Origin of the sequence: Kocuria kalidii, from assembly GCF_044462225.1 — a bacterium.
Lineage (GTDB): Bacteria > Actinomycetota > Actinomycetes > Actinomycetales > Micrococcaceae > Kocuria > Kocuria kalidii.
On the sequence record NZ_JBISWJ010000098.1, the window covers coordinates 37,730 to 58,316 of the forward strand.

The following is a 20,587-nucleotide window of genomic DNA, read 5'->3' on the forward strand; positions in this document are numbered from 1 at the left end:
GAGCGCCTACAGTGGTCGCAGCACCGCGCCGCACCGCGCGGCACCGCGCCGAGGGGAAGGACCCGAGCATGCAGGACAGCCCGCGGCCCGACCGCACCCGGTCCGCGCTGACGCGCTCGCAGCGGCTGGACCGGCTGCCGTTCACCACCGAGCACCGGAAGCTGCTCGTCGGCTCCGGCGTCGGCTGGGCCCTGGACGCCATGGACGTGGGGCTGATCTCGTTCGTGATGGCCGCGCTGGCCCAGCAGTGGGGTCTGGGCACCGGGGAGCTGTCCCTGCTCGCCTCGATCGGGTTCGTGGGCATGGCCGTGGGCGCCAGCCTCGGCGGGCTCCTGGCCGACCGGCTCGGCCGGCGCCAGGTCTTCGCCCTGACCCTGCTGGTCTACGGCCTGGCCACCGGGGCGTCCGCGCTCGTCGGCTCGCTGGCGGCGCTCGTCGTCCTGCGCTTCGTGGTGGGCCTCGGTCTCGGGGCGGAGCTGCCGGTCGCCTCCACCCTCGTCTCCGAGTACGCCCCCCGCCGGATCCGCGGCCGGGTCGTGGTGGTCCTCGAGTCCTTCTGGGCCGTCGGCTGGATCCTCGCCGCGCTCGTGGGGTACTTGGTGGTGCCGTCCTCCCCGGACGGCTGGCGCTGGGCGCTGCTCGTGGGCCTCGTGCCGGCCCTCTACGCCGTGGTCGTGCGCCGCGCCCTGCCGGAGTCCGTGCGCTTCCTGGAGAGCCGGGGCCGGACGGAGGAGGCCGAGGCCGCGGTGCGCGGGTTCGAGGACGCCCGGCCGCTGGGCGGCTCCCGGGCCGAGACCGACGAGCAAGCACGGGCCGCCGCGGCGGACGCCCCGCTCCCGGGCGACGGGGCGCAGGGCATCTGGGCCCCGGTCCTGCGGCGGCGCACGGCGGCGCTGTGGGTGATCTGGTTCTGCATCAACTTCGCCTACTACGGGGCGTTCACCTGGCTGCCCACGCTCCTGCTCCAGCAGGGACTCACGCTGACGACCTCCTTCGGCTACGTCCTGATCATCACGCTCGCCCAGCTCCCCGGCTACGCCGTGGCCGCCTGGCTCATCGAGACCTGGGGCCGGCGGATCACGCTGGCCGTGTTCCTCGGGGGCTCCGCGCTGAGCGCCGTGCTGTTCGGGATCGTGTCGACGGGCAGCGTCGTGCTGCCGTGGCAGGTGATCGGCTCCGGCATGGCCCTGTCCTTCTTCAACCTGGGCGCGTGGGGTGCGCTGTACGCGATCGGACCCGAGCTCTATCCCACCGCGCTGCGCGGGACGGGGACCGGCGCGGCCGCCGGGTTCGGCCGGATCGCCTCGATCCTGGCCCCGCTCGCCGTGCCCGTGCTGCTGGGGCTCGGCGGGGAGCGCTACGACATCGTCGTGGTCTTCGCCGTCTTCGGCCTCGCCTTCCTCGTGGCCGCGCTGGCCGCGTTCGTCCTGCCCGAGCAGCGGGGACGGGCCCTGCAGTGACGTCCTCCGACCCCGCGTCCTCCCCGACGCCCCCGGCCGTCCTGACCGACCGCGAGATCGGCCTCGCCCGGCTCGCGGCCCACGGGCTGGTGCGCCCGGCGGACATGGCCCCCGAGGAGGTCGTGCGCGCCCTCGGGGCCGTCCAGGCGCAGGACCTGCCCGGCGCCCTCGTCTCCGTCGGCCTCCGCCGGGCCGCCGGGCCCGGCGGCCTGCGCGAGGCCTTCGACGACGGCCGGATCGTGCGCACGTGGCCCATGCGCGGGACCCTGCACCTGGTGCCCGCCGAGGAGCTTCGGGCGTGGCTGGCGGTCCTCGGCCCCCGCACCGTCTCCTCGACGGCCGCCCGGCGGCGCGAGCTGGGCATCGACGAGCGCCTGGACGCCGCCCGGGAGACCGCGCTGGCGGCGTTGCGCCACGGCCCGCAGCCCCGCGAGCGGCTGCACGCCGCGTGGGACGAGGCCGGGCTGCTCGGCGCCCCCGGGCGGGCCTACCACCTCATGCTCGCCCTGCACCTGGACGCGAGCCTGTGCATGGGACCCCTGAGCGGGAACGCACGGGACCAGCTCGTGGTCCCCGTCGCGGACTGGGTCCCGGGCCCGGCGGACGAGCCCGGGCACGCCCCGGCGGGTCCCGGCGTGCCGCCCGTCGTCGTGCGCTGGGTGCGCCGGTACCTGCGCAGCCACGGCCCCGCCTCCGTCGCGGACGCCGCCCGTTGGGCGGCGCTGCCGCGCTCCACGGTGCGTACCGCGGTGGGCGTGCTCGACGACGTCGTGGCCGTGCGCGACCGCGCCGGGCAGGAGCTGTGGTGCGCCCCGGAGGTCCTCGAGAACGCGGCGCGCACCGGCCGCCGGGCCGCCGGGGTGCACCTGCTGCCGCCGTTCGACGAGTACGTCCTGGGCTACGGCGACCGCTCGCACGTCCTGGCCCGGCAGCACGCGGCGCGCATCGTCCCCGGCGCGAACGGCGTGTTCAGGCCCACCGTCGTGGCCGGCGGGCGGATCGTGGGGACCTGGGGGCGCAGCCGGGGCGCCGCGTCCCCGGGTCCCGTGCTGGAGCCCTTCGAGGAGCTCTCGGCCACCCGCCGGCAGGACGCCGAGCGCGCGTTCGCGCGGCTGCCGGTCCTCTGAGCCGAGCGCGGGAGGGGCGCCGCCCGTGGACCCGAGCGGAGACGTCCCCGGGCCGCGGACGGCGTCCCGCCCCTCCGGCGGTGGCCCGGGTCACAGGGGGCTGGATAGGGTGGGCGCATGAGTGAACCCACCCGCCTGTCCTCGGACCTGTCCCGGCTCGAGCGCGAGACCGACAGCTTCCTCGCCACCGTCGAGTCCCTCTCCGACGAGGAGCTGGCCGCGCCCTCGCTGTGCGGGGGCTGGACCCGCGCCCACGTCGTCGCCCACCTCGCCTCCAACGGCCGGGCCCTCGTGAAGCTCGTCGACTGGGCGGTCACGGGCGAGGAGCAGCGCCCCTACGCGTCCCCCGAGGCCCGCAACCGGGAGATCGACGAGTTCGCCGCCCTGCCCCGCGAGGAGCTGGTGCGCCGGGCGCGCGAGAGCGCGGCCTACTTCGCCGAGCAGTCCCGGCGGCTGGGCGGCGAGCTCGCCGTCGAGGAGGTGCACATGCACGGCAAGCGGATCCCCGCCCCGGCCGTCGTGGCGCTGCGCAACTCGGAGATCGTCGTCCACCACCACGACCTCGACACGGACTGGACCCTCCAGCGGGCCGAGCCCGACTCGCTGCTCGACGCCCTCGAGGCGGCGGTGCGCACCATGCGGGCCAAGGACGCCCCCGGGATGACGCTGGTCAGCGAGGAGGGCGACGAGTGGGTGGTCGGCGACGGCGCCTCCCGGGTCCGCTCCGACCGCGCCGGTCTGCTCGCGTGGCTGGCGCGCGGGGAGACGGGGCGCGTCGCGGCGGACGGGCCGCTGCCGGCGCTGCCCACCTGGTGAGGTCCGGTCCGGTGCGCAGCCGGTGGGTCGCCGCGCCGGTCCTGCTCGCGGCGGGCGCCGCCGCCGTGGGGCGGCTCGGGCACGGTGCGCCGGGGGAGGCCCTGGTCCGCGGCGCCCTGCGCTGAGCGGCGGACCCGGGCGCACCTCCCGGGCGCCGGTCGCCGGGGACCCGGCGTCGGTGGCGGTGGGCCCGGCACCGCACGGACGGGGGAGTCGGCGGGGTCACAGCCCCCCGGGGTGCCGCCGGGGCGGCCGAGCGGGGTAGAATGGTCGATGGCCCGCTGAGCGGGCGCCCCCGCCCGGGTCCCTCCGGGTGCGCGGTGGCGCCCCGGCCGCACCCACCGGGAGGGCTGCACCTCCCCCCGCATCTCCACCCGAAGAGAGACCTACGCGTATGCCTGTCACCTCCACCACCGCCCAGCGCGCCGACCTCCGCAACGTGGCCATCGTGGCCCACGTCGACCACGGCAAGACCACCATCGTGGACGCGATGCTGCAGCAGACGCACGCGTTCGCCTCCCACGGTGAGGTCGCGGAGCGCGTCATGGACTCCGGTGACCTGGAGCGCGAGAAGGGGATCACGATCCTCGCCAAGAACACCACGGTGTTCTACGACGGCCCCTCCGCCGAGGGGGAGACCATCACCATCAACGTCATCGACACCCCCGGCCACGCCGACTTCGGGGGCGAGGTCGAGCGCGGCCTGTCCATGGTCGACGGCGTCGTGCTGCTCGTGGACGCCTCCGAGGGCCCGCTGCCGCAGACCCGCTTCGTGCTCCGCAAGGCCCTCGAGGCGAAGCTGCCCGTGATCCTCGTGGTCAACAAGGTCGACCGCCCGGACGCCCGCATCGAGGAGGTCGTGCACGAGTCCATGGACCTGCTGCTGGGCCTGGCCTCCGACATCTCCGAGGACGAGCCGGAGCTCGACCTGGACGCCGTCCTGGACGTGCCCGTGGTCTACGCCGCGGGCCGTGACGGCCGCGCGTCCCTCGAGCAGCCCGAGAACGGGACCCTGCCGGAGAACGAGGACCTCGAGCCGCTGTTCCGGACCATCATCGAGCACGTCCCCGCGCCCTCCTACGACCCCGAGGGCGTCCTGCAGGCGCACGTGACCAACCTGGACGCCTCTCCGTTCCTGGGCCGCCTGGCCCTGCTGCGCATCTTCAACGGCACCCTCAAGAAGGGCCAGACCGTGGCCTGGGCGCGGGCGAACGGCGAGCTCAAGAACGTGCGGATCTCCGAGCTCCTGGCCACCAAGGGCCTGGACCGCGTGCCTGCCGAGTCCGCCGGCCCCGGCGAGATCGTCGCCGTCGCCGGGATCGAGGAGATCACCATCGGCGAGACCCTCACCGACGCCGAGAACCCGCAGCCCCTGCCCCTGATCACGGTGGACGACCCCGCGATCTCCATGACCATCGGCATCAACACGTCCCCGCTGGCCGGCCGCGCCAAGGGCACGAAGGTCACGGCCCGCCAGGTCAAGGACCGGCTCGACAAGGAGCTCGTCGGCAACGTCTCGCTCAAGGTGCTCCCGACCCAGCGTCCCGACGCCTGGGAGGTCCAGGGCCGCGGCGAGCTGGCGCTGGCGATCCTCGTGGAGCAGATGCGCCGCGAGGGTTTCGAGCTGACCGCGGGCAAGCCCCAGGTCGTGACCAGGACCGTGGACGGCAAGGTGCACGAGCCCTACGAGCACATGACCATCGACGTGCCCGACGAGTTCCTCGGCGCGGTGACCCAGCTGATGGCCGGACGGAAGGGCCGCATGGAGGCCATGGCCAACCACGGCACCGGCTGGGTGCGGATGGAGTTCAAGGTCCCCGCCCGCGGCCTGATCGGGTTCCGCACCAGGTTCCTCACCGAGACCCGCGGCGCGGGCATCGCGTCCTCCTACGCCGACGGCTACGAGCCGTGGGCCGGGGACATCGAGTACCGCACCAACGGCTCGATGGTCGCCGACCGGGCCGGCGTGGTCACCCCCTTCGCGATGATCAACCTCCAGGAGCGCGGCTCGTTCTTCGTGGAGCCCACCTCCGAGGTCTACCAGGGCATGATCGTGGGCGAGAACTCCCGGGCCGACGACATGGACGTGAACATCACGAAGGAGAAGAAGCTCACCAACATGCGTGCGGCCTCCTCCGACACCTTCGAGAACCTCACGCCCCCGCGCAAGCTGACCCTCGAGGAGTCCCTCGAGTTCGCCCGCGAGGACGAGTGCGTGGAGGTCACCCCGGACGCCATCCGCATCCGCAAGGTGGTCCTCGACGCCAACGAGCGGATGAAGGTCAACCGGGCCCGGGCGCGCGCCTGACCCCGGACCTCGGCGAATCAGCGCAGCAGGCCCGGCCGTGACCCAGCAGCCCGTCCCGCAGTACCCCGAGCAGGGCGTCCTCGTGCGCGAGGACGCCCTGCTCGGTCTGCTGCCGCCGGGCCTGCGCCCGGAGGACGCCCGCCTCCTGTTCGTGCACGCCCACCCCGACGACGAGTCCATCGCCACGGGAGCCACGATGGGCCGGTACGCCGAGCTCGGGGCGCAGGTCGTCCTGCTGACCATGACCCGCGGCGAGCGGGGCGAGGTGATCCCCGAGGAGCTCCGCGCGCTCGAGGCCGGCCGTCCGGAGTGCGCCGACGACGGCACCGCTCTCGGCCTGTACCGGGTCGGCGAGCTCGACGACGCCGCCGCGCGCCTGGGCGTGGCCGACCGCTTCTTCGCGGGGGAGCCCCCCGCCCTCGACGCGGCCGTGGGCTTCGCCGGCGGCACCTCCCACTACACCGACTCCGGGATGTCCTGGGGCGCCGACGGACGAGCGGCCCCGGCCGCGGACTCCTCGCCGCGCAGCCTCACGGCGGCCACGACCGACGAGGCCGCCGCGCACGTGGCCGCGGCGATCCGCGCCGTCCGGCCGCACGTGCTGGTGACCTACGACGACGACGGGGGGTACGGCCACCCGGACCACGTCCGCACCTCCGCCGTCGCCGTGCGCGGCGCCGAGTTCGCCGCCCGCTCCGGGGCCGGCCCCGGTGCCGGCGTCGCCGCGGACGCGCCGGGCGCCGACGGGACGGACGCGGACCCCTGGGACGTGCCCCTCGTGTGGGCCGTCGAGGGCGAGGCCCGGCCCGAGGACCCGCGGCGGCAGGCCGCGGTGCACGGCTCGGCCGAGCGGAAGCGGGCCGCCATGGCCGCCCATGCGACGCAGGTCGTGCTGGCCGGGGACGGCGCGCGCTTCGCGCTGTCCAACGGGGTGTGGCAGCCCTTCAGCGCGCTCGAGACCTACCGCCTGCTGGCCGGGGACCCGGACGCGCTCGTCGCGGAGGACGCGCCCGGACGCGCCCCGGTCGTCCGGGCCTCCGTGCCCTCGACCCTCGTGACGTCCGTGGCCGCCGGTGCGGTCGGGGCGTGCGTGGCCACCGTGCTGCACGGCGCCGTCTGGTACTCGGCCGCGGGCTGGTGGCTCCCGTGGGGACTGCTGTTCGCGACCGCGCTGCTGCTCAGCGTCTCCCTGTGGGTCGGCACCGCGACCCGCCGGGTGTGGGCCGCCGCCGTGCCGGGCCTGATCGGCTATCTCGTCTCGTGGCTGTTCGCCTACGGCGGGGACGGCTCCGTGATCGTCGCGACGAACCCCGAGACGTCAGCCGGTGTGCTGGGCCTCGCCTGGTTCGGGCTCGTCTTCGTCGTGACCATCGTCTCCGTGCTCGTCACGGCGGCCTGGCTGCGCGCTCGGCGCCGGGGGGCCGGCGCGGCCTGAGGGCCCCGCGGAGCTCAGCCCCGCCGCGGCCGGCGGCGCGGCGGCGCGGGCGGGACCACCCGTGCGGCCCGCAGCGCCGCGGTGCCGATCCGCACGTCCCCGCGGCGGGTGCGCACCGTGACCGTCCCGGCGGCCCCCCCGGCGTCCGTGCCGGTGTCCACGCCGACGAGCTCGCCCAGGGCGTCGGTGAGCGGCAGCCCCGAGGCGTCGCCGGCGGGCAGGGCGTAGCGCACGCTCACGCGGGTGCCGGCGGGCAGTCCGGCGAGCAGGCCGAGGGCCGAGGACGACGCCCCGGACGGCGACGTCGGGCCGGAAGTCGGATGCTCCATGCCTGTCATCGTAGTCAGGACGCCGTGGCTAGACTGGTCGGAGCATCCCACGAGAAAGGTATGAAACGTCGTGACCTACGTCATCGCCCAGCCCTGTGTCGACGTGAAGGACAAGGCCTGCGTCGAGGAGTGTCCCGTCGACTGCATCTACGAGGGGGAGCGCTCGCTCTACATCCACCCCGACGAGTGCGTGGACTGCGGCGCGTGCGAGCCGGTCTGCCCCGTCGAGGCCATCTACTACGAGGACGACACCCCCGACGAGTGGGCCGACTACTACAAGGCGAACGTCGAGTTCTTCGACGACCTCGGCTCGCCCGGCGGCGCCGCGAAGCTCGGCAACACGCACACCGACCACCCCATGATCGCCGCGCTGCCCCCGCAGAACCAGGACGTCGCCCTGTGACGAAGGCCGACCGGTCCTTCGGCCTCGACCTGCCCGACTACCCCTGGGACACGATGGCCCCGTACCGGGCCGTCGCCGCCGAGCACCCCGGCGGGGTCGTGGACCTGTCCATCGGCACGCCCGTGGACCCCACCCCGCTGGTCGTCCAGGACGCGCTGGCCGCGGCCGCCGACGCCCACGGCTACCCGACCACCCACGGCACCCCCGCCCTGCGCGAGGCCGTCGTCGCGTGGTACGCCCGGCGGCGCGGCGTGCCCGGCCTGGACCCCGCCGCGGTCATGCCCACGGTCGGCTCCAAGGAGCTGGTCGCGTGGCTGCCCCTGCTGCTCGGCCTCCGCGCGGGCGACGTGCTCGTGCGCCCCACGGTGGCCTACCCCACCTACGACATCGGGGCCGAGCTGGCCGGGGCCGAGGCCGTGGCGGCCGACGACCTCGACGAGCTCGACGACGACGTGCGCTCGCGTGTGCGCATGGTCTGGCTGAACTCGCCCGCCAACCCCACCGGCATCGTCCGGGACGCGGCCTCGCTGCGGCGCGTGGTCGACCAGGCGCGGGCGCTGGGGGCCGTGGTCGCCTCCGACGAGTGCTACGCCGAGCTCGGCTGGGGCGACTGGGACGTCCAGCAGGGCGGCACCCCGGTGCCGTCGGTGCTCGACCCCCGGGTCAGCGGCGGGGACCACTCCCTGCTGCTCTCGGCCTACTCGCTGTCGAAGCAGTCGAACGCGGCCGGCTACCGGGCGGCGTTCCTCGCGGGCGACGCCCGGCTGATGGCCGGCCTGGTCAACTCGCGCAAGCACGCCGGGATGATCGTGCCCGCCCCCGTCCAGGAGGCCATGCGGGCAGCCCTGGAGGACGACGCCCACGTCGCCGCGCAGAAGGCGCTCTACCGGGCCCGCCGCGAGCGTCTCGTCCCGGCGGCCGAGGCCTTCGGGCTGCGCATCGAGCAGTCGGAGGCCGGGCTGTACCTCTGGTGCACGGCGGGGGAGGACACGTGGACCACGGTGCAGCGCTTCGCCGAGCGCGGCGTCGTGGTGGGTCCCGGGGTGTTCTACGGGACGGCCGGCAAGGGGTATGTGCGCCTCGCCCTCACCGCCACGGACGAGCGCATCGACGCCGCCGCGGGGCGGCTCGGCCGCCGCTGACACGGCCCGCCCCGGCGCCGGGATTGGTCCCGGCGCGGACGGAGCGGGTAGGTTGGACCCTGACGATCGCTGTGTCCCGAGACACGCCCGGGCCGCGCCACCGGCGGCGCCCGGCACGGCGACCACGGGCACCGGACACCGAAATCCACTTGCGGAGGACGAACATGACTGAGTCTGCACAGAAGACCGACACCGCCCAGCTCGACTACGGCAACGGCGGCCGACTCGAGCTGCCCGTCCAGGACGCCACCGAGGGCAACCGCGGGTATGCGATCTCGAACCTGCTCAAGGAGACCGGCAACGTCGTCTTCGACCCGGGGTTCATGAACACCGCCAACGCGCGCTCGGCCGTGACCTACATCGACGGCACCAACGGCATCCTCCGCTACCGCGGCTACCCGATCGAGGAGCTCGCCCAGCACTCGACCTTCACCGAGACCGCCTACCTCCTCATCTACGGCGAGTTGCCGACCCCGAGCCAGCTCGAGGACTTCGACTGCCGCATGCGCCGGCACACCATGGTCCACGAGGACCTCAAGAGCTTCTTCAACGGCTTCCCGCGCAATGCGCACCCCATGCCGGTGCTGTCCTCGGCCGTCTCGGCGCTGTCCACGTTCTACCCGGACTCCCTCGACCCGTTCGACCAGGAGCAGGTGGAGATCTCCACCATCCGCCTGCTGGCCAAGGTCCCCACCCTGGCGGCGTATGCGTTCAAGAAGTCCAAGGGCGAGCCGATGCTCTACCCGCAGAACGACCTCAGCTACACGGAGAACTTCCTCCGCATGTGCTTCGGCGTGCCCGCCGAGGACTACGAGATCGATCCGGCGATGGCCAAGGCCCTGGACATCCTGCTCATGCTGCACGCCGACCACGAGCAGAACTGCTCCACCTCCACCGTCCGGCTCGTCGGCTCCTCGCACGCCAACATGTTCGCCTCGGTCTCCGCGGGCATCAACGCCCTCTACGGCCCGCTGCACGGCGGCGCGAACGAGGCCGTCCTCGCGATGCTCACCCGGATCCAGACGGAGGGCGTCAAGCCCGAGGACTTCATGGAGCAGGTGAAGAACAAGGAGTCCGGCGCCCGGCTCATGGGCTTCGGCCACCGGGTCTACAAGAACTACGACCCGCGGGCGCGCATCGTGAAGGACTACGCCCACGAGATCCTCGAGAAGCTGGGCGGCAACGACCAGCAGCTCGAGATCGCGATGCGGCTCGAGGAGAAGGCCCTGGCCGACGACTACTTCGTGGAGCGCAAGCTCTACCCCAACGTCGACTTCTACACCGGACTGATCTACAAGGCGATGGGCTTCCCGGAGAAGATGTTCACCGTCCTCTTCGCGATCGGCCGGCTGCCCGGCTGGATCGCCCAGTGGCGCGAGATGATCGAGGACCCCGAGACCAAGATCGGCCGACCGCGCCAGCTCTACGTGGGCGAGGCCGAGCGGCACTACCCGCAGCGCTGAGCCACCCCCGGCACCGCAGACCGCCGGGCCCGCCCCCTTCCGGGGCGCGGGCCCGGCGGTCCGTCGTTCCCCGACCATCGTCCCGCCGGTAGCGTGGAGGCATGAGCGAGCAGCGGCACACCCCCGACCGGATCACCGAGCTCGGCCCGGACGACGTCTTCGTGTTCGGGTCCAACGCCCGGGGCGCCCACGGGGCGGGCGCGGCGCGCACCGCCGTCGAGCGCTTCGGCGCCGTGCCGGGGCAGGGGCACGGACTGCAGGGGCGCTCGTACGCGATCGACAGCATGAGCGGGTTCGCGGAGCTCGAGCGGGAGGCGGCGGCGTTCGTCGACTTCGCCCGGGCGCACCCGGAGCTGACGTTCTGGCTCACCCGGGTGGGCACCGGCATCGCCGGCCACGACGAGCGGCGGGTGGCGGCGCTGTTCGCCGCCGCGCCGCCCAACGTGGTCAGGCCCGAGGGCTGGTGAGCCCCCGCACCGGGCCCGGTGCTCAGGCGCCGGTGCCGTAGCCCTCGGGGTTGCTGCGCTGCCAGTTCCAGTGGTCCCGGCACATCGTGTCGATGTCGCGGTCGGCCGACCAGCCGAGCTCGGCCAGCGCCGTCGACGGATCCGCGTAGGAGACCGCGGCGTCGCCGGGCCGGCGGGCCACGACCTCGTAGGGAATGCTCCGCCCGGAGGCCCGCTCGAACGCGGCGTGCACCTCGAGCACGGAGTAGCCCTTGCCGGTGCCGAGGTTCCACGTGTGCACCCCGCCGTGCCCGGCGAGGTGGTCGAGCGCCCGGAGGTGTCCGTCGGCGAGGTCCACCACGTGGATGTAGTCGCGCACGCCCGTGCCGTCCGCGGTGGGGTAGTCGTCGCCGAACACCCGCAGCCTCTCGCGCCGGCCCACGGCGACCTGGGCGATGAACGGCAGCAGGTTGTTCGGCACCCCCGTGGGGTCCTCACCGATCCGGCCGGACTCGTGGGCGCCCACCGGGTTGAAGTAGCGCAGCAGGGCGACATTCCACGACGGGTCCGACGCGGCGAGGTCCACGAGCATGTCCTCGATGTGCTCCTTGGTCCGGCCGTACGGGTTCTGCGCGTCCATGGGCTGCTTCTCGGTCAGCGGCATCTCCTCCGGGGCGCCGTAGACCGTGGCCGACGACGAGAACACCACGGACCGGCAGCCGTGGTCCTCCATGGCGTGCAGCAGGTTGAGGGTCCCCGCCACGTTGGTGCGGTAGTACCAGAGAGGCTTCTCGGCCGACTCGCCCACGGCCTTGAGCCCGGCGAAGTGGATCACGGCCTCGGGCCGGTGCTCCGCGAACAGGGCGTCGAGCCCGGCGGGGTCGAGGAGGTCGACCTCGGCGAAGGCCTCGACCGTGCGCCCCGCGAGCTCCTCGACGCGGTCCAGGGAGGTCCTGGACGAGTTGGCGAGGTTGTCCATCACGACGACGTCGTGGCCCGCCTCCAGCAGGGCCAGGACGGTGTGCGAGCCGATGTAGCCGGTTCCCCCGGTCACGAGAATCTTCATGGTCCCAGCGTATCGGCCGGGCCCGGGCGACCCGGTCAGCGGCTCGCGAGGACCACCACGACGTCGTCGGCCGGCGGCGCGCCGTCCGGGTGCGCCCCGGTCCCGGGCACCCAGCCCGGGGCGGGGGCGAAGCGGGTGGTGCGCTGGTCCGCCCGGACCCAGGTGCGACCGTCGAAGCTCACCTGCGCGATGCCCAGCTCCGCGGCGTTCGCGACCGCCCAGTGCGCCACGGCCCATCCTGCGGGCTCTCCGGGCGCGGGCACCACCACCTGCTCGCCGTCGACGACGGGGGCCGGTGCGGTCCCGCCGAAGGCGCCGCCGAGGGCCTCGGCCGCCGCACCCGGGTCCCCCGGCCGGTCGGGGGCGGCGAGGACGCAGTTGAGGGAGCCCTCGGTGCGGCCGGTGAGGCTCGTGGCGAAGGCCCGGGCCATGTCCTCGTGCTCGGCGTACGCGTCCGGGTACGCGGAGCGCTGGACCGCCTGGGCGGCATCCGTCACCGACATCGACGCGTAGTCGATCTCGGCCAGTCCGTCGTAGAAGGCGGCAGTGGCGTACGCCGGATCCATGATCTGCTCGACCGTTCCCCAGCCCTGGGACGGGCGCTGCTGGAAGAGTCCCACGGAGTCCCGGTCCCCGTAGTCGATGTTGACCAGCTGGGACTCCTGCATCGCGGTCGCGAGGGCCACGACCGCCGCGTAGGTGCCCGTGCCGCGCTCCACGGCCTCCGCGGTGATCAGGGCGGCGTTGGCCGACTGCTCGGCGGAGAGGGTGTGCCGCCGGCGGTCACCGCTCTCGTCCGTGCTCGAGACCACGCACCGGGGCTCTCCCGCCGAGGGGCGGCCCGCGCGGAGCTCGACCGCCACGAGGGCCCCCGCGGTGAGCAGGGCGGCGACCAGCAGCAGGACGAACAGGGGCAGCAGGAGGGACCGGGCGCGGCGGTCGGCGGCGGGGGAGGACACGGGCGCTCCTGGGCGGGCGGGAGGTTCAGGCGGGACGGAGGAGGGGAGGACCGGGCGGGGGACCGGGCAGGAGGCCGGGGGAGAGGACGAGGACGGGGAGGGGAGGACGGGGCCCGGGGCCGGGCACCGTCCTCCCCGGCCGGCGGCGGGAGGACCCCGCGGGGGTCAGTTGGCGTGCAGCGCGGCGTTGAGCTCCACGGTCCCGCCGGCGCGCGGCAGGACCTCGACCGCGCCGGTGAGGGAGTTGCGGCGGAAGAGCAGGTTGGACAGGCCGGAGAGCTCCGAGGCCTTGGCCGTGGACCGCTCCCCGTCGGCGTGCACGCTCACGCGGGTGCCGGCCGTGACGTAGAGCCCGGCCTCCACCACGCAGTCGTCGCCGAGGGAGATCCCGACACCGGAGTTCGCGCCGAGCAGCACCCGCTCGCCCACGGTGATCCGCTCCTTGCCGCCCCCGGAGAGGGTGCCCATGATGGAGGCGCCGCCCCCGACGTCCGTGGCGTCCCCCACGACGACGCCGGCGCTGATCCGGCCCTCGACCATCGACTGCCCGAGCGTGCCGGCGTTGAAGTTGACGAAGCCCTCGTGCATCACCGTGGTGCCCTCGGCCAGGTGGGCGCCGAGCCGGATCCGGTTGGCGTCGCCGATCCGCACCCCGGCGGGGACCACGTAGTCCACCATCCGCGGGAACTTGTCGACGCTGTGCACGGTCACGTGCCCACCGGAGGCCTTCATGCGCAGCAGCGCGAGGGTCAGCTCCTCGGCGGGAACGGGCCCGCGGTCCGTCCAGGCGACGTTGGCGAGCAGTCCGAACACGCCGTCGAGGTTCAGGGTGTTGGGCCGCACGAGGCGGTGGGAGAGCAGGTGCAGGCGCAGGTACGCGTCGGCGGCGTCGGCGGGCGCGGTGTCCAGGTCGATCACCGTCTCGACGATCTCGCTGCGGACGTTGCGGTCGGGGTCGGCGGTGGCCGCGAGCCGCAGGTCCGCGTCGAGGGAGGTGTCGACCGCGTCGGAGAGGGACGGGGCCGGGTACCAGACGTCGAGGACGGTGCCCTCCTTGGGGCCCGAGGCCACGACGGTGGCCAGGCCGAGGCCGGAGGCGGGACGAGAGGTGGAAGCAGTCATGGCCTCCATCCTAGAGGGGACGCCCGGGCCGGGGGGACGACCGTCGCCCCGATATGCTGGCAGCCATGAGCGCACCGGAGCTGGACCTCGCCGCGGACCCCGCCGACCTGACGGCGGCCCTCATCGACATGCCGTCCGTCTCGGGCGCCGAGGGTCCCGTGGCCGACGCGGTCGAGGCCGCGTTGCGGCGGCTGCCGCACGTCACGGTGCACCGGGACGGGGACGCCGTGGTCGCGCGCACCGACCTGGGCCGCGACGAGCGGGTCGTGCTCGCCGGCCACCTCGACACCGTGCCCCTGCCGACCGCGCCCGGCGCCCGGGGGACCGTCCCGTCCTCGTGGGCGGGGACGGAGGGCGCCCGGGTGCTCTACGGCCGGGGCGCGACCGACATGAAGGGCGGCGTGGCCGTCCAGCTGGCCCTCGCCGCCGCCCTGACCGCACCGGACCGGGACGTGACCTACGTCTTCTACGACCACGAGGAGGTCGACGCCGCCGCGAGCGGACTCGCCCGGCTCCAGCGCAACTCACCCGGTCTGCTCGAGGCGGACTTCGCGGTGCTGCTCGAACCCACCGACGGGACCGTGGAGGGCGGGTGCAACGGCACGATGCGCTTCCGCATCACCACCACGGGCCGTGCCGCCCACTCGGGCCGGTCCTGGATCGGGGAGAACGCGATCCACAAGCAGGCCGACGTCCTGGCCCGGCTGGCGGCGTACGAGCCGCGGACCGTGACGGTCGAGGGGCTCGACTACCGGGAGGGGCTCAACGCGATCCGGATCGGCGGGGGCGTGGCCGGCAACGTCGTCCCGGACAGCGCCCAGGTGGAGATCAACTACCGGTTCGCCCCGGACAAGAGCCCGGAGGAGGCCGTGGCGCACGTGCGGGACGTCTTCGCCGGCCACGAGCTCGAGCTGACGGACCTCTCCCCGGCGGCGCGGCCGGGCCTGGACCGCCCCGCCGCCGCGGCGTTCGTGGCCGCCGTGGGCCAGGAGCCCAAGCCCAAGTACGGCTGGACCGACGTGGCCCGCTTCTCGCAGATGGGCGTTCCCGCCGTGAACTTCGGGCCCGGGGACGCCCTGCTCGCCCACACCGACGACGAGCACGTCAGCGCCGACGCGGTCCGGGAGTGCTACCGGGCCCTCGCCGCCTGGCTGGGCGCCTGAAGCCCTCCCGGACCGGGCCGGTCAGGGGAGGGCCTTCTCCTCCGCGGCGAGGGGCCCCTCGGCGACCTTGGCGCCGCCCGAGGTGCGGAAGCTGAGGAACCGGGACAGCCACGCGGCCAGCACCGTCAGCAGGTAGTTGATGAGCACGAAGACCAGCGCCACCACGAACAGGGTCTGCAGGATGTTGCCGTCACCCGAACCCAGCCGCCGGCCGCTCGCGAGCAGCTCCGGGTAGGTGATGATGTAGCCCAGGGCCGTGTCCTTGAGGATCACCACGAACTGGCTGACCAGCGAGGGCAGCATCGCGGTCAGCGCCTGCGGGAGCTCGATCATCCGCAGGGACCGGGAGGGCGTGAGCCCGATGACCAGGCCGGCCTCCCGCTGCCCCTTGGGCAGCTGGTGCACGCCCGAGCGGATGAGCTCCGCGATCACCGAGCCGTTGTAGAACATCAGCCCGAGCACCACGGCCCAGAACGGGACGTTCGCCGGCTCGACGAGGCCGGCCTGGCCGATGCCGAGGTAGAAGAAGATCATCATGACCAGCACGGGCACCGCGCGGAAGAACTCCACCACCACGGTCGAGACCCACCGCACCGGAGCCGCCTGCGAGAGCCGGCCCAGCCCGAAGACCAGACCGAAGACGACGGAGAGCAGGACGGCCAGCAGCGCGGCGCGCAGCGTGTCCCACAGACCGGGGAGCAGGAAGTTCTCCCACGCGCGGGCGGTGAACAGCGGGGTCCACCGGTCGGCGTCGAGCTGGCCCTGCTCGGCGAGCGCGCCCAGCACGATCCAGGCCAGTCCGGCGGCGAGGAGCACCCCCAGCACGTTCAGCGCCGCGCTGATCCGCCGGCCGCGGGGGCCTTGGACGTCGAAGAGGACGTTCTGGGTCTTGGCCATCAGCGCTTCACCGCCAGTTTCCGGGAGGCCCAGGTGGTGAGCAGACCCACCGGGACCACGATGAGGACGAAGCCGAGGGCCACCACCAGGAAGACCGCGATGATCACGTCCGGGCGGAACTCGATCATGGTCTTCATGAGCGAGGAGATCTCGGTCACGGACGCGGCCGCGGCCACCGTGGTGTTCTTCGTCAGGGCGATCAGGGTGTTGCCGAGCGGGGTGATCGCCCCGCGCAGGGCCTGGGGGAAGATGACCAGCCGCGCCGCCGGCAGGAAGGACAGCCCGATCGCGCGGGCGGCCTCCGCCTGGCCGGCCGGCACGGTGTTGACGCCGGAGCGGATCGCCTCGCAGACGAAGGCCGCGTGGTAAAGGCTCAGGCCGATGATCGCCCAGTAGAAGAAGTTCTGGTTGAAGTCGGCGGACAGGTTGATCCCGAGCTGGCTCCACACGCCCAGGACGAGGAAGACCAGGATGATGGTCAGCGGCGTGTTGCGGAACAGGTTGACGTAGCCCGTGCCCAGCAGCCGCAGCGACGCGATGGGGGAGATGCGCATCAGGGCCATCAGCGCGCCGAGCACCGCCGAGCCGATCGCGGCCCAGAAGGTCAGCTGGAGGTTGACCCAGAAGGCGGCCAGGACGTCGAACTGCTCGAACAGACTGGCGAAGTCGGTCAGGTAGTCGCTCACGGGATCTCCCGGAGCTCGCGCTGGTGCTGGGTCACTCGAGGGCCCTTCGTCGTGGATCGGTCGGCGTGCTGCTCGTGCGCGGGCCCGTGGCCGGCCGGCTCCCGGCCGGCCACGGGGTGCTCACACGTGCGTGGTCACTCGCCGCAGGGCTCCGGCTCCGGCGGGTTGAGCTCCTCGTTGTACGTGTAGTTCGCGCCCTCCGTGTGCTCCTGCACGGCGTCCTCCCAGGCGCCCTCCTCGATCATCTGGGTGATGGCCTCGTTGACCGCCTCGCACTGGTCGGAGCCCTGGGGCAGGCCCACGCCGTAGCGCTCCTCGGAGAAGGTGTTGCCGACCACCTGGAACTTCCCCTGGTTGGCGTCGGTCGAGGCCAGGCCCGCGAGGATGATGTCGTCGGTGGTCACGGCGTCCACCTGCCCGGACTCGAGGGAGGTGAGGCAGTCGGCGTAGCCGGGCTGCTCCAGCAGGTTCACGCCCGGGACCTCCTCCTGGATGTTGGCCGCCGAGGTCGAGCCCGTCACCGAGCACAGGTTCTTGCCCTCGAGGTCCGCGGGCCCCTGGATGCTGTCGTCGTCGGCGCGGACCAGCAGGTCCTGGCCGGCCACGAAGTAGGGGCCGGCGAAGTCCACGGTCTGGTCGCGCTCGTCCGTGATCGAGTACGTCGCGAAGATCATGTCCACCTGCTCGTTCGCGAGCATGTTCTCGCGGTTGGCGGACGGGGACTCGACCCACTCGATCTGGTCCTCCGTGTACCCGAGCTCGCCGGCGACGTACTTCGCGACGTCGACGTCGAAGCCCGTGTACTCGTCGCCGTCGCGGAAGCCGAGACCCGGCTGGTCGTACTTGATGCCGATCCGGACGGACTCGCCCGAGCCGCCGGTCTCCCCGCCGCCGGCCTCCCCCTCTCCGCCGCCGCCGCCGCACGCGGTGAGGGTCAGGGTCGCGGCCGCGGCCATCGCGGCCAGTCCGAGGGGCTTGGTGCTTCGCATGGTGTGCTCCTAGCTGTGGAGGTGGTGGCGTTCGGTCGGAGGGACGGGTGGACGGTCAGTGGCCGAGGATCTTGCCGAGGAAGTCCTGGGCGCGCTCGGAGCGCGGATTGGTGAAGAACTCCTCCGGGGTGTTCTCCTCCACGATCATGCCGTCGGCCATGAACACGACACGGTCGGCGGCCTTGCGGGCGAAGCCCATCTCGTGGGTCACCACGATCATCGTCATGCCCTGCTTCGCGAGCTCGACCATCGTGTCCAGGACCTCGTTGATCATCTCGGGGTCGAGGGCCGAGGTCGGCTCGTCGAAGAGCATGACCTTCGGCTCCATGGCCAGGGCGCGGGCGATGGCCACGCGCTGCTGCTGGCCGCCGGAGAGCTGGGCCGGCAGCTTCTCCGCCTGGTTGTCGACGCCGACCCGGGTCAGCAGCTCCATGGCCAGCTTCTTCGCCTCGGCCGCCGACCTGCCGCGGACCTTGACGGGGCCGAGGGTCACGTTCTGCAGGACCGACTTGTGGGCGAAGAGGTTGAAGGACTGGAAGACCATGCCGACGTCGGCGCGCAGCCTGGCGAGGGCCTTGCCCTCCTCGGGCAGCCGGTTGCCGTCGATGAGGATCTCGCCGTCGTCGATGCTCTCGAGCCGGTTGATGGCGCGGCACAGGGTCGACTTGCCGGAGCCGGAGGGGCCGATCACCACGACGACCTCGCCGCGCCGCACCTCCAGGTTGATGTCCTTGAGCACGTGGAGCTCGCCGAAGTGCTTGTTGACGTGCGACATGCGGACCAGCGCCTCGCCCGCGCCCGGGGCGGAGGAGGCGGGTGCGGCGGCCGGCGGAGTGGCGTGTGACATACCGGAAAGATATCCCACAATGCCTCCGTGTGATGCCGAACACGTTGCAAACGCGTTAATTGCGTACCGATCCGTAGAAATGTTGCGGCACCCGCCGGTGCCCGCCGCGCCGCGGTCCTCCCGGCCCGGCGCATAGCCTGGTGCCATGACCGAACTCCTCGTGGTCCTGACCGGGCTGGTGCTGCTGCTGACCGTCGTGGGCGTCGTCGTGCTCGGCCGCGACCGGCTCTCCGGCCGGATCGCGCCGGCCCGGGACGGGATCGCCGTGGAGCGCGCCCCGGCCGCGCCGCTCGTGCTGCCCGAGCACCCGACCCGGCAGGACGTCGAGCGGATCGAGTTCTCCGTCCGGCGCCGCGGCTACGACCCGGCGGAGGTCCACGCCGTGCTCGCGCACCTCGCGGACCGGCTGCCCCCGGAGGACCCGCCGACCGCCGGGGGACCCGGGGCGTGAGCTCCCGGCCGACCGCCGCCCCGTGGTGGGTGCAGGCCGCACTGGTCTGGGCGGCGTCCCGGATCTGGGCCTGGGCGGTGTTCACCACCGTGGGACGCCAGCAGGGCCCCGGACCGTGGGGGGACGGAGCCCTCGGCTACCTCGCCTTCACCGGCACCTGGGACTCGGACTGGTACGAGCGCATCGCCCGCGAGGGCTATCCCGCGACCCTGCCCCGGGACGGGACCGGTCAGGTGCAGGAGAACGCCTGGGCCTTCTACCCCGTCTATCCGCTGCTCGTCCGCGTGCTCTCGGCAGCCACCGGCACCGGCTGGGACGTGACCGCCTCGGCCGTGTCCCTCGCCGCGAGTCTCGGCGCGCTCCTGCTCGTGCACCGGCTGTTCCTCCGGCTCGCCCCGCCGGGCACCGCCCTGTGGGGGCTGGCGTTCGTCGCGTTCAACCCGGTGGCCCCGGTGCTGCAAGTCCCCTACGCCGAGTCGCTGCACCTGCTGCTGCTCGCGGCGGCGCTGCTCCTGGTGGCGCGCGGGCGTCACCTCGCGGCCGCCCCGGTGGTGCTCCTCATGTGCCTGACCCGGCCGGCGGGGGTGCCCTTCGCCGCGGCGCTCGGGATCACGTGGCTCGTGCGCTCCGTGCGCCGGTACCGGGCGGGAGAGCTGCGCCGGCCCGTCGACGCCGTCGACGGGCTCTTCGCCCTGGCCGTCTTCTCGTGCGCCGCGGCCCTCGCCTGGCCGGCGATCGCGTGGGGCGTCACCGGCGACCCGACGGCGTACACCGACACCGAGACGGCGTGGCGGGGCGGCGGGGGGCTGCGGCCGGTGGTCCCGTGGTTCCACGCCGGGGCGGGGCTCTTCGGGCCCGTGCTCGGGCCGGCGGCGCCCGTGCTGCTGGTCGCCGGTGCGGCGGCGCTGCTGCGCGCCCGCGCGGTGCGGGAGCGGCTGGACCTGGTCACCCGCGTGTGGCTGGCGAGCTACGCCGTCTACCTGCTCCTGTTCCTGCACCCCCAGAGCAGCACCTTCCGGCTCTTGCTGCCGCTGTTCCCGCTCGCGCTGCCGCTGGCCGCGGTCTCGGACTCCCGGGCCTACAGGGTGGCCTGCGTGGTCGCCGGGGCGGTGCTGCAGCTCGTCTGGGTCGGCTGGCTGTGGCACTGGAAGCAGCTGCCCGGGGGAGGGGACCACCCGCCCTGAGCCCGGGACCCGGCGCCGACGCGCGCCTCTCGGGCACGGCGGACCGTCCGGGTCCACCGTGGCGGCTCGGATAGGATGGGAGCCACACCAACTGAGGAAGAGGAGTTCCCACATGGCGGCCATGAAGCCGAGAACCGGTGACGGACCGATGGAGGTCACCAAGGAGGGGCGCAGCCTCATCATGCGGGTGCCGCTCGAGGGCGGCGGACGGCTGGTCGTCGAGCTGAAGCCGGCCGAGGCCGCGGAGCTCAAGGAGTGCCTGGCCGGCGTCACGGAGTGACGTCGCCCGGCGGG

At 73.7% G+C, this 20,587-nt stretch carries 21 protein-coding genes; 13 read left to right on the plus strand and 8 right to left on the minus strand.

The window, feature by feature from the left end:
- The first annotated feature begins 68 nt into the window (after nt 1-68).
- From ACH9D3_RS14560 to ACH9D3_RS14580, 5 genes are all read left to right on the plus strand, one after another.
- Nucleotides 69-1,460, plus strand: a complete 1,392-nt coding sequence (locus ACH9D3_RS14560; protein ID WP_396411486.1) for an MFS transporter — start codon at nt 69-71, stop codon at nt 1,458-1,460.
- Nucleotides 1,457-2,587: a DNA glycosylase AlkZ-like family protein gene (locus tag ACH9D3_RS14565; RefSeq protein ID WP_396411487.1), complete on the plus strand. Its 1,131-nt coding sequence runs from the start codon at nt 1,457-1,459 to the stop codon at nt 2,585-2,587. The genes ACH9D3_RS14560 and ACH9D3_RS14565 overlap by 4 nt, the downstream gene beginning before the upstream one ends.
- Nucleotides 2,588-2,704: 117 nt before the next feature.
- Entirely contained in the window at nt 2,705-3,403 is a 699-nt protein-coding gene (locus ACH9D3_RS14570) for a maleylpyruvate isomerase family mycothiol-dependent enzyme (protein ID WP_396411488.1), read from the plus strand.
- A gap of 394 nt (nt 3,404-3,797) precedes the next feature.
- Nucleotides 3,798-5,711: a translational GTPase TypA gene (gene typA, locus ACH9D3_RS14575; protein ID WP_396411489.1), complete on the plus strand. Its 1,914-nt coding sequence runs from the start codon at nt 3,798-3,800 to the stop codon at nt 5,709-5,711.
- 37 nt (nt 5,712-5,748) lie between these two features.
- Entirely contained in the window at nt 5,749-7,146 is a 1,398-nt protein-coding gene (locus tag ACH9D3_RS14580) for a PIG-L family deacetylase (RefSeq protein ID WP_396411490.1), read from the plus strand.
- A 14-nt stretch (nt 7,147-7,160) separates the two neighbouring features.
- Here ACH9D3_RS14580 and ACH9D3_RS14585 read toward each other — a convergent pair whose 3' ends face one another.
- Nucleotides 7,161-7,475: a putative acetyltransferase gene (locus ACH9D3_RS14585; protein WP_396411491.1), complete on the minus strand. Its 315-nt coding sequence runs from the start codon at nt 7,473-7,475 to the stop codon at nt 7,161-7,163.
- A 70-nt stretch (nt 7,476-7,545) separates the two neighbouring features.
- Here ACH9D3_RS14585 and fdxA point away from each other — a divergent pair, with 70 nt between their 5' ends.
- The 4 genes from fdxA to ACH9D3_RS14605 all read left to right on the plus strand — a co-directional run bounded on the left by fdxA (nt 7,546) and on the right by ACH9D3_RS14605 (nt 10,950).
- The gene (gene fdxA, locus ACH9D3_RS14590) at nt 7,546-7,878 is read left to right on the plus strand and encodes a ferredoxin (protein ID WP_058872613.1); all 333 of its coding nucleotides are present in this window, start codon (nt 7,546-7,548) and stop codon (nt 7,876-7,878) included.
- Nucleotides 7,875-9,020 carry a succinyldiaminopimelate transaminase gene (gene dapC / locus ACH9D3_RS14595; protein ID WP_396411492.1) on the plus strand — a complete coding sequence of 382 codons (1,146 nt, stop codon included), beginning with the start codon at nt 7,875-7,877 and terminating at the stop codon, nt 9,018-9,020. Before fdxA ends, dapC begins: the two co-directional genes overlap by 4 nt.
- 164 nt (nt 9,021-9,184) lie before the next feature.
- A complete protein-coding gene (locus ACH9D3_RS14600; protein ID WP_396401147.1) occupies nt 9,185-10,483 on the plus strand; it encodes a citrate synthase in 1,299 nt (432 codons plus the stop codon).
- Between the two features lie 101 nt (nt 10,484-10,584).
- A complete protein-coding gene (locus ACH9D3_RS14605; protein WP_396401148.1) occupies nt 10,585-10,950 on the plus strand; it encodes an A1S_2505 family phage non-structural protein in 366 nt (121 codons plus the stop codon).
- A gap of 22 nt (nt 10,951-10,972) precedes the next feature.
- Here ACH9D3_RS14605 and galE read toward each other — a convergent pair whose 3' ends face one another.
- The 3 genes from galE to dapD form a co-directional block, all read right to left on the minus strand.
- Nucleotides 10,973-11,995 (minus strand): UDP-glucose 4-epimerase GalE, encoded by a 1,023-nt coding sequence (gene galE / locus ACH9D3_RS14610; RefSeq protein WP_396411493.1) that lies wholly within the window; start codon nt 11,993-11,995, stop codon nt 10,973-10,975.
- Nucleotides 11,996-12,030: 35 nt separating this feature from the next.
- Nucleotides 12,031-12,954, minus strand: a complete 924-nt coding sequence (locus tag ACH9D3_RS14615; RefSeq protein ID WP_396411494.1) for a hypothetical protein — start codon at nt 12,952-12,954, stop codon at nt 12,031-12,033.
- 165 nt (nt 12,955-13,119) lie between these two features.
- Nucleotides 13,120-14,085, minus strand: a complete 966-nt coding sequence (gene dapD / locus ACH9D3_RS14620; RefSeq protein ID WP_396401151.1) for a 2,3,4,5-tetrahydropyridine-2,6-dicarboxylate N-succinyltransferase — start codon at nt 14,083-14,085, stop codon at nt 13,120-13,122.
- 44 nt (nt 14,086-14,129) lie between these two features.
- Between dapD and dapE the strand changes: the two genes are divergently transcribed.
- Nucleotides 14,130-15,239: a succinyl-diaminopimelate desuccinylase gene (dapE, locus tag ACH9D3_RS14625; RefSeq protein WP_396411495.1), complete on the plus strand. Its 1,110-nt coding sequence runs from the start codon at nt 14,130-14,132 to the stop codon at nt 15,237-15,239.
- Between the two features lie 21 nt (nt 15,240-15,260).
- Here the strand turns inward: dapE and ACH9D3_RS14630 are convergent, their stop codons facing one another.
- The 4 genes from ACH9D3_RS14630 to ACH9D3_RS14645 all read right to left on the minus strand — a co-directional run bounded on the left by ACH9D3_RS14630 (nt 15,261) and on the right by ACH9D3_RS14645 (nt 18,586).
- A complete protein-coding gene (locus tag ACH9D3_RS14630) occupies nt 15,261-16,136 on the minus strand; it encodes an ABC transporter permease subunit (RefSeq protein WP_396411496.1) in 876 nt (291 codons plus the stop codon).
- Nucleotides 16,136-16,822, minus strand: a complete 687-nt coding sequence (locus ACH9D3_RS14635) for an amino acid ABC transporter permease (protein WP_396401154.1) — start codon at nt 16,820-16,822, stop codon at nt 16,136-16,138. The genes ACH9D3_RS14630 and ACH9D3_RS14635 overlap by 1 nt, the downstream gene beginning before the upstream one ends.
- 134 nt (nt 16,823-16,956) lie before the next feature.
- Entirely contained in the window at nt 16,957-17,811 is an 855-nt protein-coding gene (locus ACH9D3_RS14640) for a glutamate ABC transporter substrate-binding protein (protein ID WP_396411497.1), read from the minus strand.
- A 55-nt stretch (nt 17,812-17,866) separates the two neighbouring features.
- Nucleotides 17,867-18,586 (minus strand): amino acid ABC transporter ATP-binding protein, encoded by a 720-nt coding sequence (locus ACH9D3_RS14645; RefSeq protein WP_396401158.1) that lies wholly within the window; start codon nt 18,584-18,586, stop codon nt 17,867-17,869.
- Between the two features lie 217 nt (nt 18,587-18,803).
- Here ACH9D3_RS14645 and ACH9D3_RS14650 point away from each other — a divergent pair, with 217 nt between their 5' ends.
- The 3 genes from ACH9D3_RS14650 to ACH9D3_RS14660 all read left to right on the plus strand — a co-directional run bounded on the left by ACH9D3_RS14650 (nt 18,804) and on the right by ACH9D3_RS14660 (nt 20,573).
- Entirely contained in the window at nt 18,804-19,109 is a 306-nt protein-coding gene (locus tag ACH9D3_RS14650) for a DivIVA domain-containing protein (RefSeq protein WP_396411498.1), read from the plus strand.
- Nucleotides 19,106-20,293: a hypothetical protein gene (locus tag ACH9D3_RS14655; RefSeq protein ID WP_396411499.1), complete on the plus strand. Its 1,188-nt coding sequence runs from the start codon at nt 19,106-19,108 to the stop codon at nt 20,291-20,293. The genes ACH9D3_RS14650 and ACH9D3_RS14655 overlap by 4 nt, the downstream gene beginning before the upstream one ends.
- Before the next feature lie 112 nt (nt 20,294-20,405).
- The gene (locus tag ACH9D3_RS14660; protein WP_017833415.1) at nt 20,406-20,573 is read left to right on the plus strand and encodes a DUF3117 domain-containing protein; all 168 of its coding nucleotides are present in this window, start codon (nt 20,406-20,408) and stop codon (nt 20,571-20,573) included.
- Nucleotides 20,574-20,587: the final 14 nt, after the last annotated feature.

What these genes read in the sequence shown, in the direction of transcription:
- galE (WP_396411493.1), bottom strand. Translation starts at nt 11,995, where the DNA reads ATGAAGATTCTCGTGACCGGGGGAACCGGCTACATCGGCTCGCACACC.
- ACH9D3_RS14645 (WP_396401158.1), bottom strand. Translation starts at nt 18,586, where the DNA reads ATGTCGCACGTCAACAAGCACTTCGGCGAGCTCCACGTGCTCAAGGAC.
- dapD (WP_396401151.1), bottom strand. Translation starts at nt 14,085, where the DNA reads ATGGAGGCCATGACTGCTTCCACCTCTCGTCCCGCCTCCGGCCTCGGC.
- ACH9D3_RS14600 (WP_396401147.1), top strand. Translation starts at nt 9,185, where the DNA reads ATGACTGAGTCTGCACAGAAGACCGACACCGCCCAGCTCGACTACGGC.
- ACH9D3_RS14560 (WP_396411486.1), top strand. Translation starts at nt 69, where the DNA reads ATGCAGGACAGCCCGCGGCCCGACCGCACCCGGTCCGCGCTGACGCGC.
- ACH9D3_RS14570 (WP_396411488.1), top strand. Translation starts at nt 2,705, where the DNA reads ATGAGTGAACCCACCCGCCTGTCCTCGGACCTGTCCCGGCTCGAGCGC.
- ACH9D3_RS14630 (WP_396411496.1), bottom strand. Translation starts at nt 16,136, where the DNA reads ATGGCCAAGACCCAGAACGTCCTCTTCGACGTCCAAGGCCCCCGCGGC.
- ACH9D3_RS14585 (WP_396411491.1), bottom strand. Translation starts at nt 7,475, where the DNA reads ATGGAGCATCCGACTTCCGGCCCGACGTCGCCGTCCGGGGCGTCGTCC.
- ACH9D3_RS14640 (WP_396411497.1), bottom strand. Translation starts at nt 17,811, where the DNA reads ATGCGAAGCACCAAGCCCCTCGGACTGGCCGCGATGGCCGCGGCCGCG.
- typA (WP_396411489.1), top strand. Translation starts at nt 3,798, where the DNA reads ATGCCTGTCACCTCCACCACCGCCCAGCGCGCCGACCTCCGCAACGTG.
- ACH9D3_RS14650 (WP_396411498.1), top strand. Translation starts at nt 18,804, where the DNA reads ATGACCGAACTCCTCGTGGTCCTGACCGGGCTGGTGCTGCTGCTGACC.
- dapE (WP_396411495.1), top strand. Translation starts at nt 14,130, where the DNA reads ATGCTGGCAGCCATGAGCGCACCGGAGCTGGACCTCGCCGCGGACCCC.
- ACH9D3_RS14605 (WP_396401148.1), top strand. Translation starts at nt 10,585, where the DNA reads ATGAGCGAGCAGCGGCACACCCCCGACCGGATCACCGAGCTCGGCCCG.
- ACH9D3_RS14660 (WP_017833415.1), top strand. Translation starts at nt 20,406, where the DNA reads ATGGCGGCCATGAAGCCGAGAACCGGTGACGGACCGATGGAGGTCACC.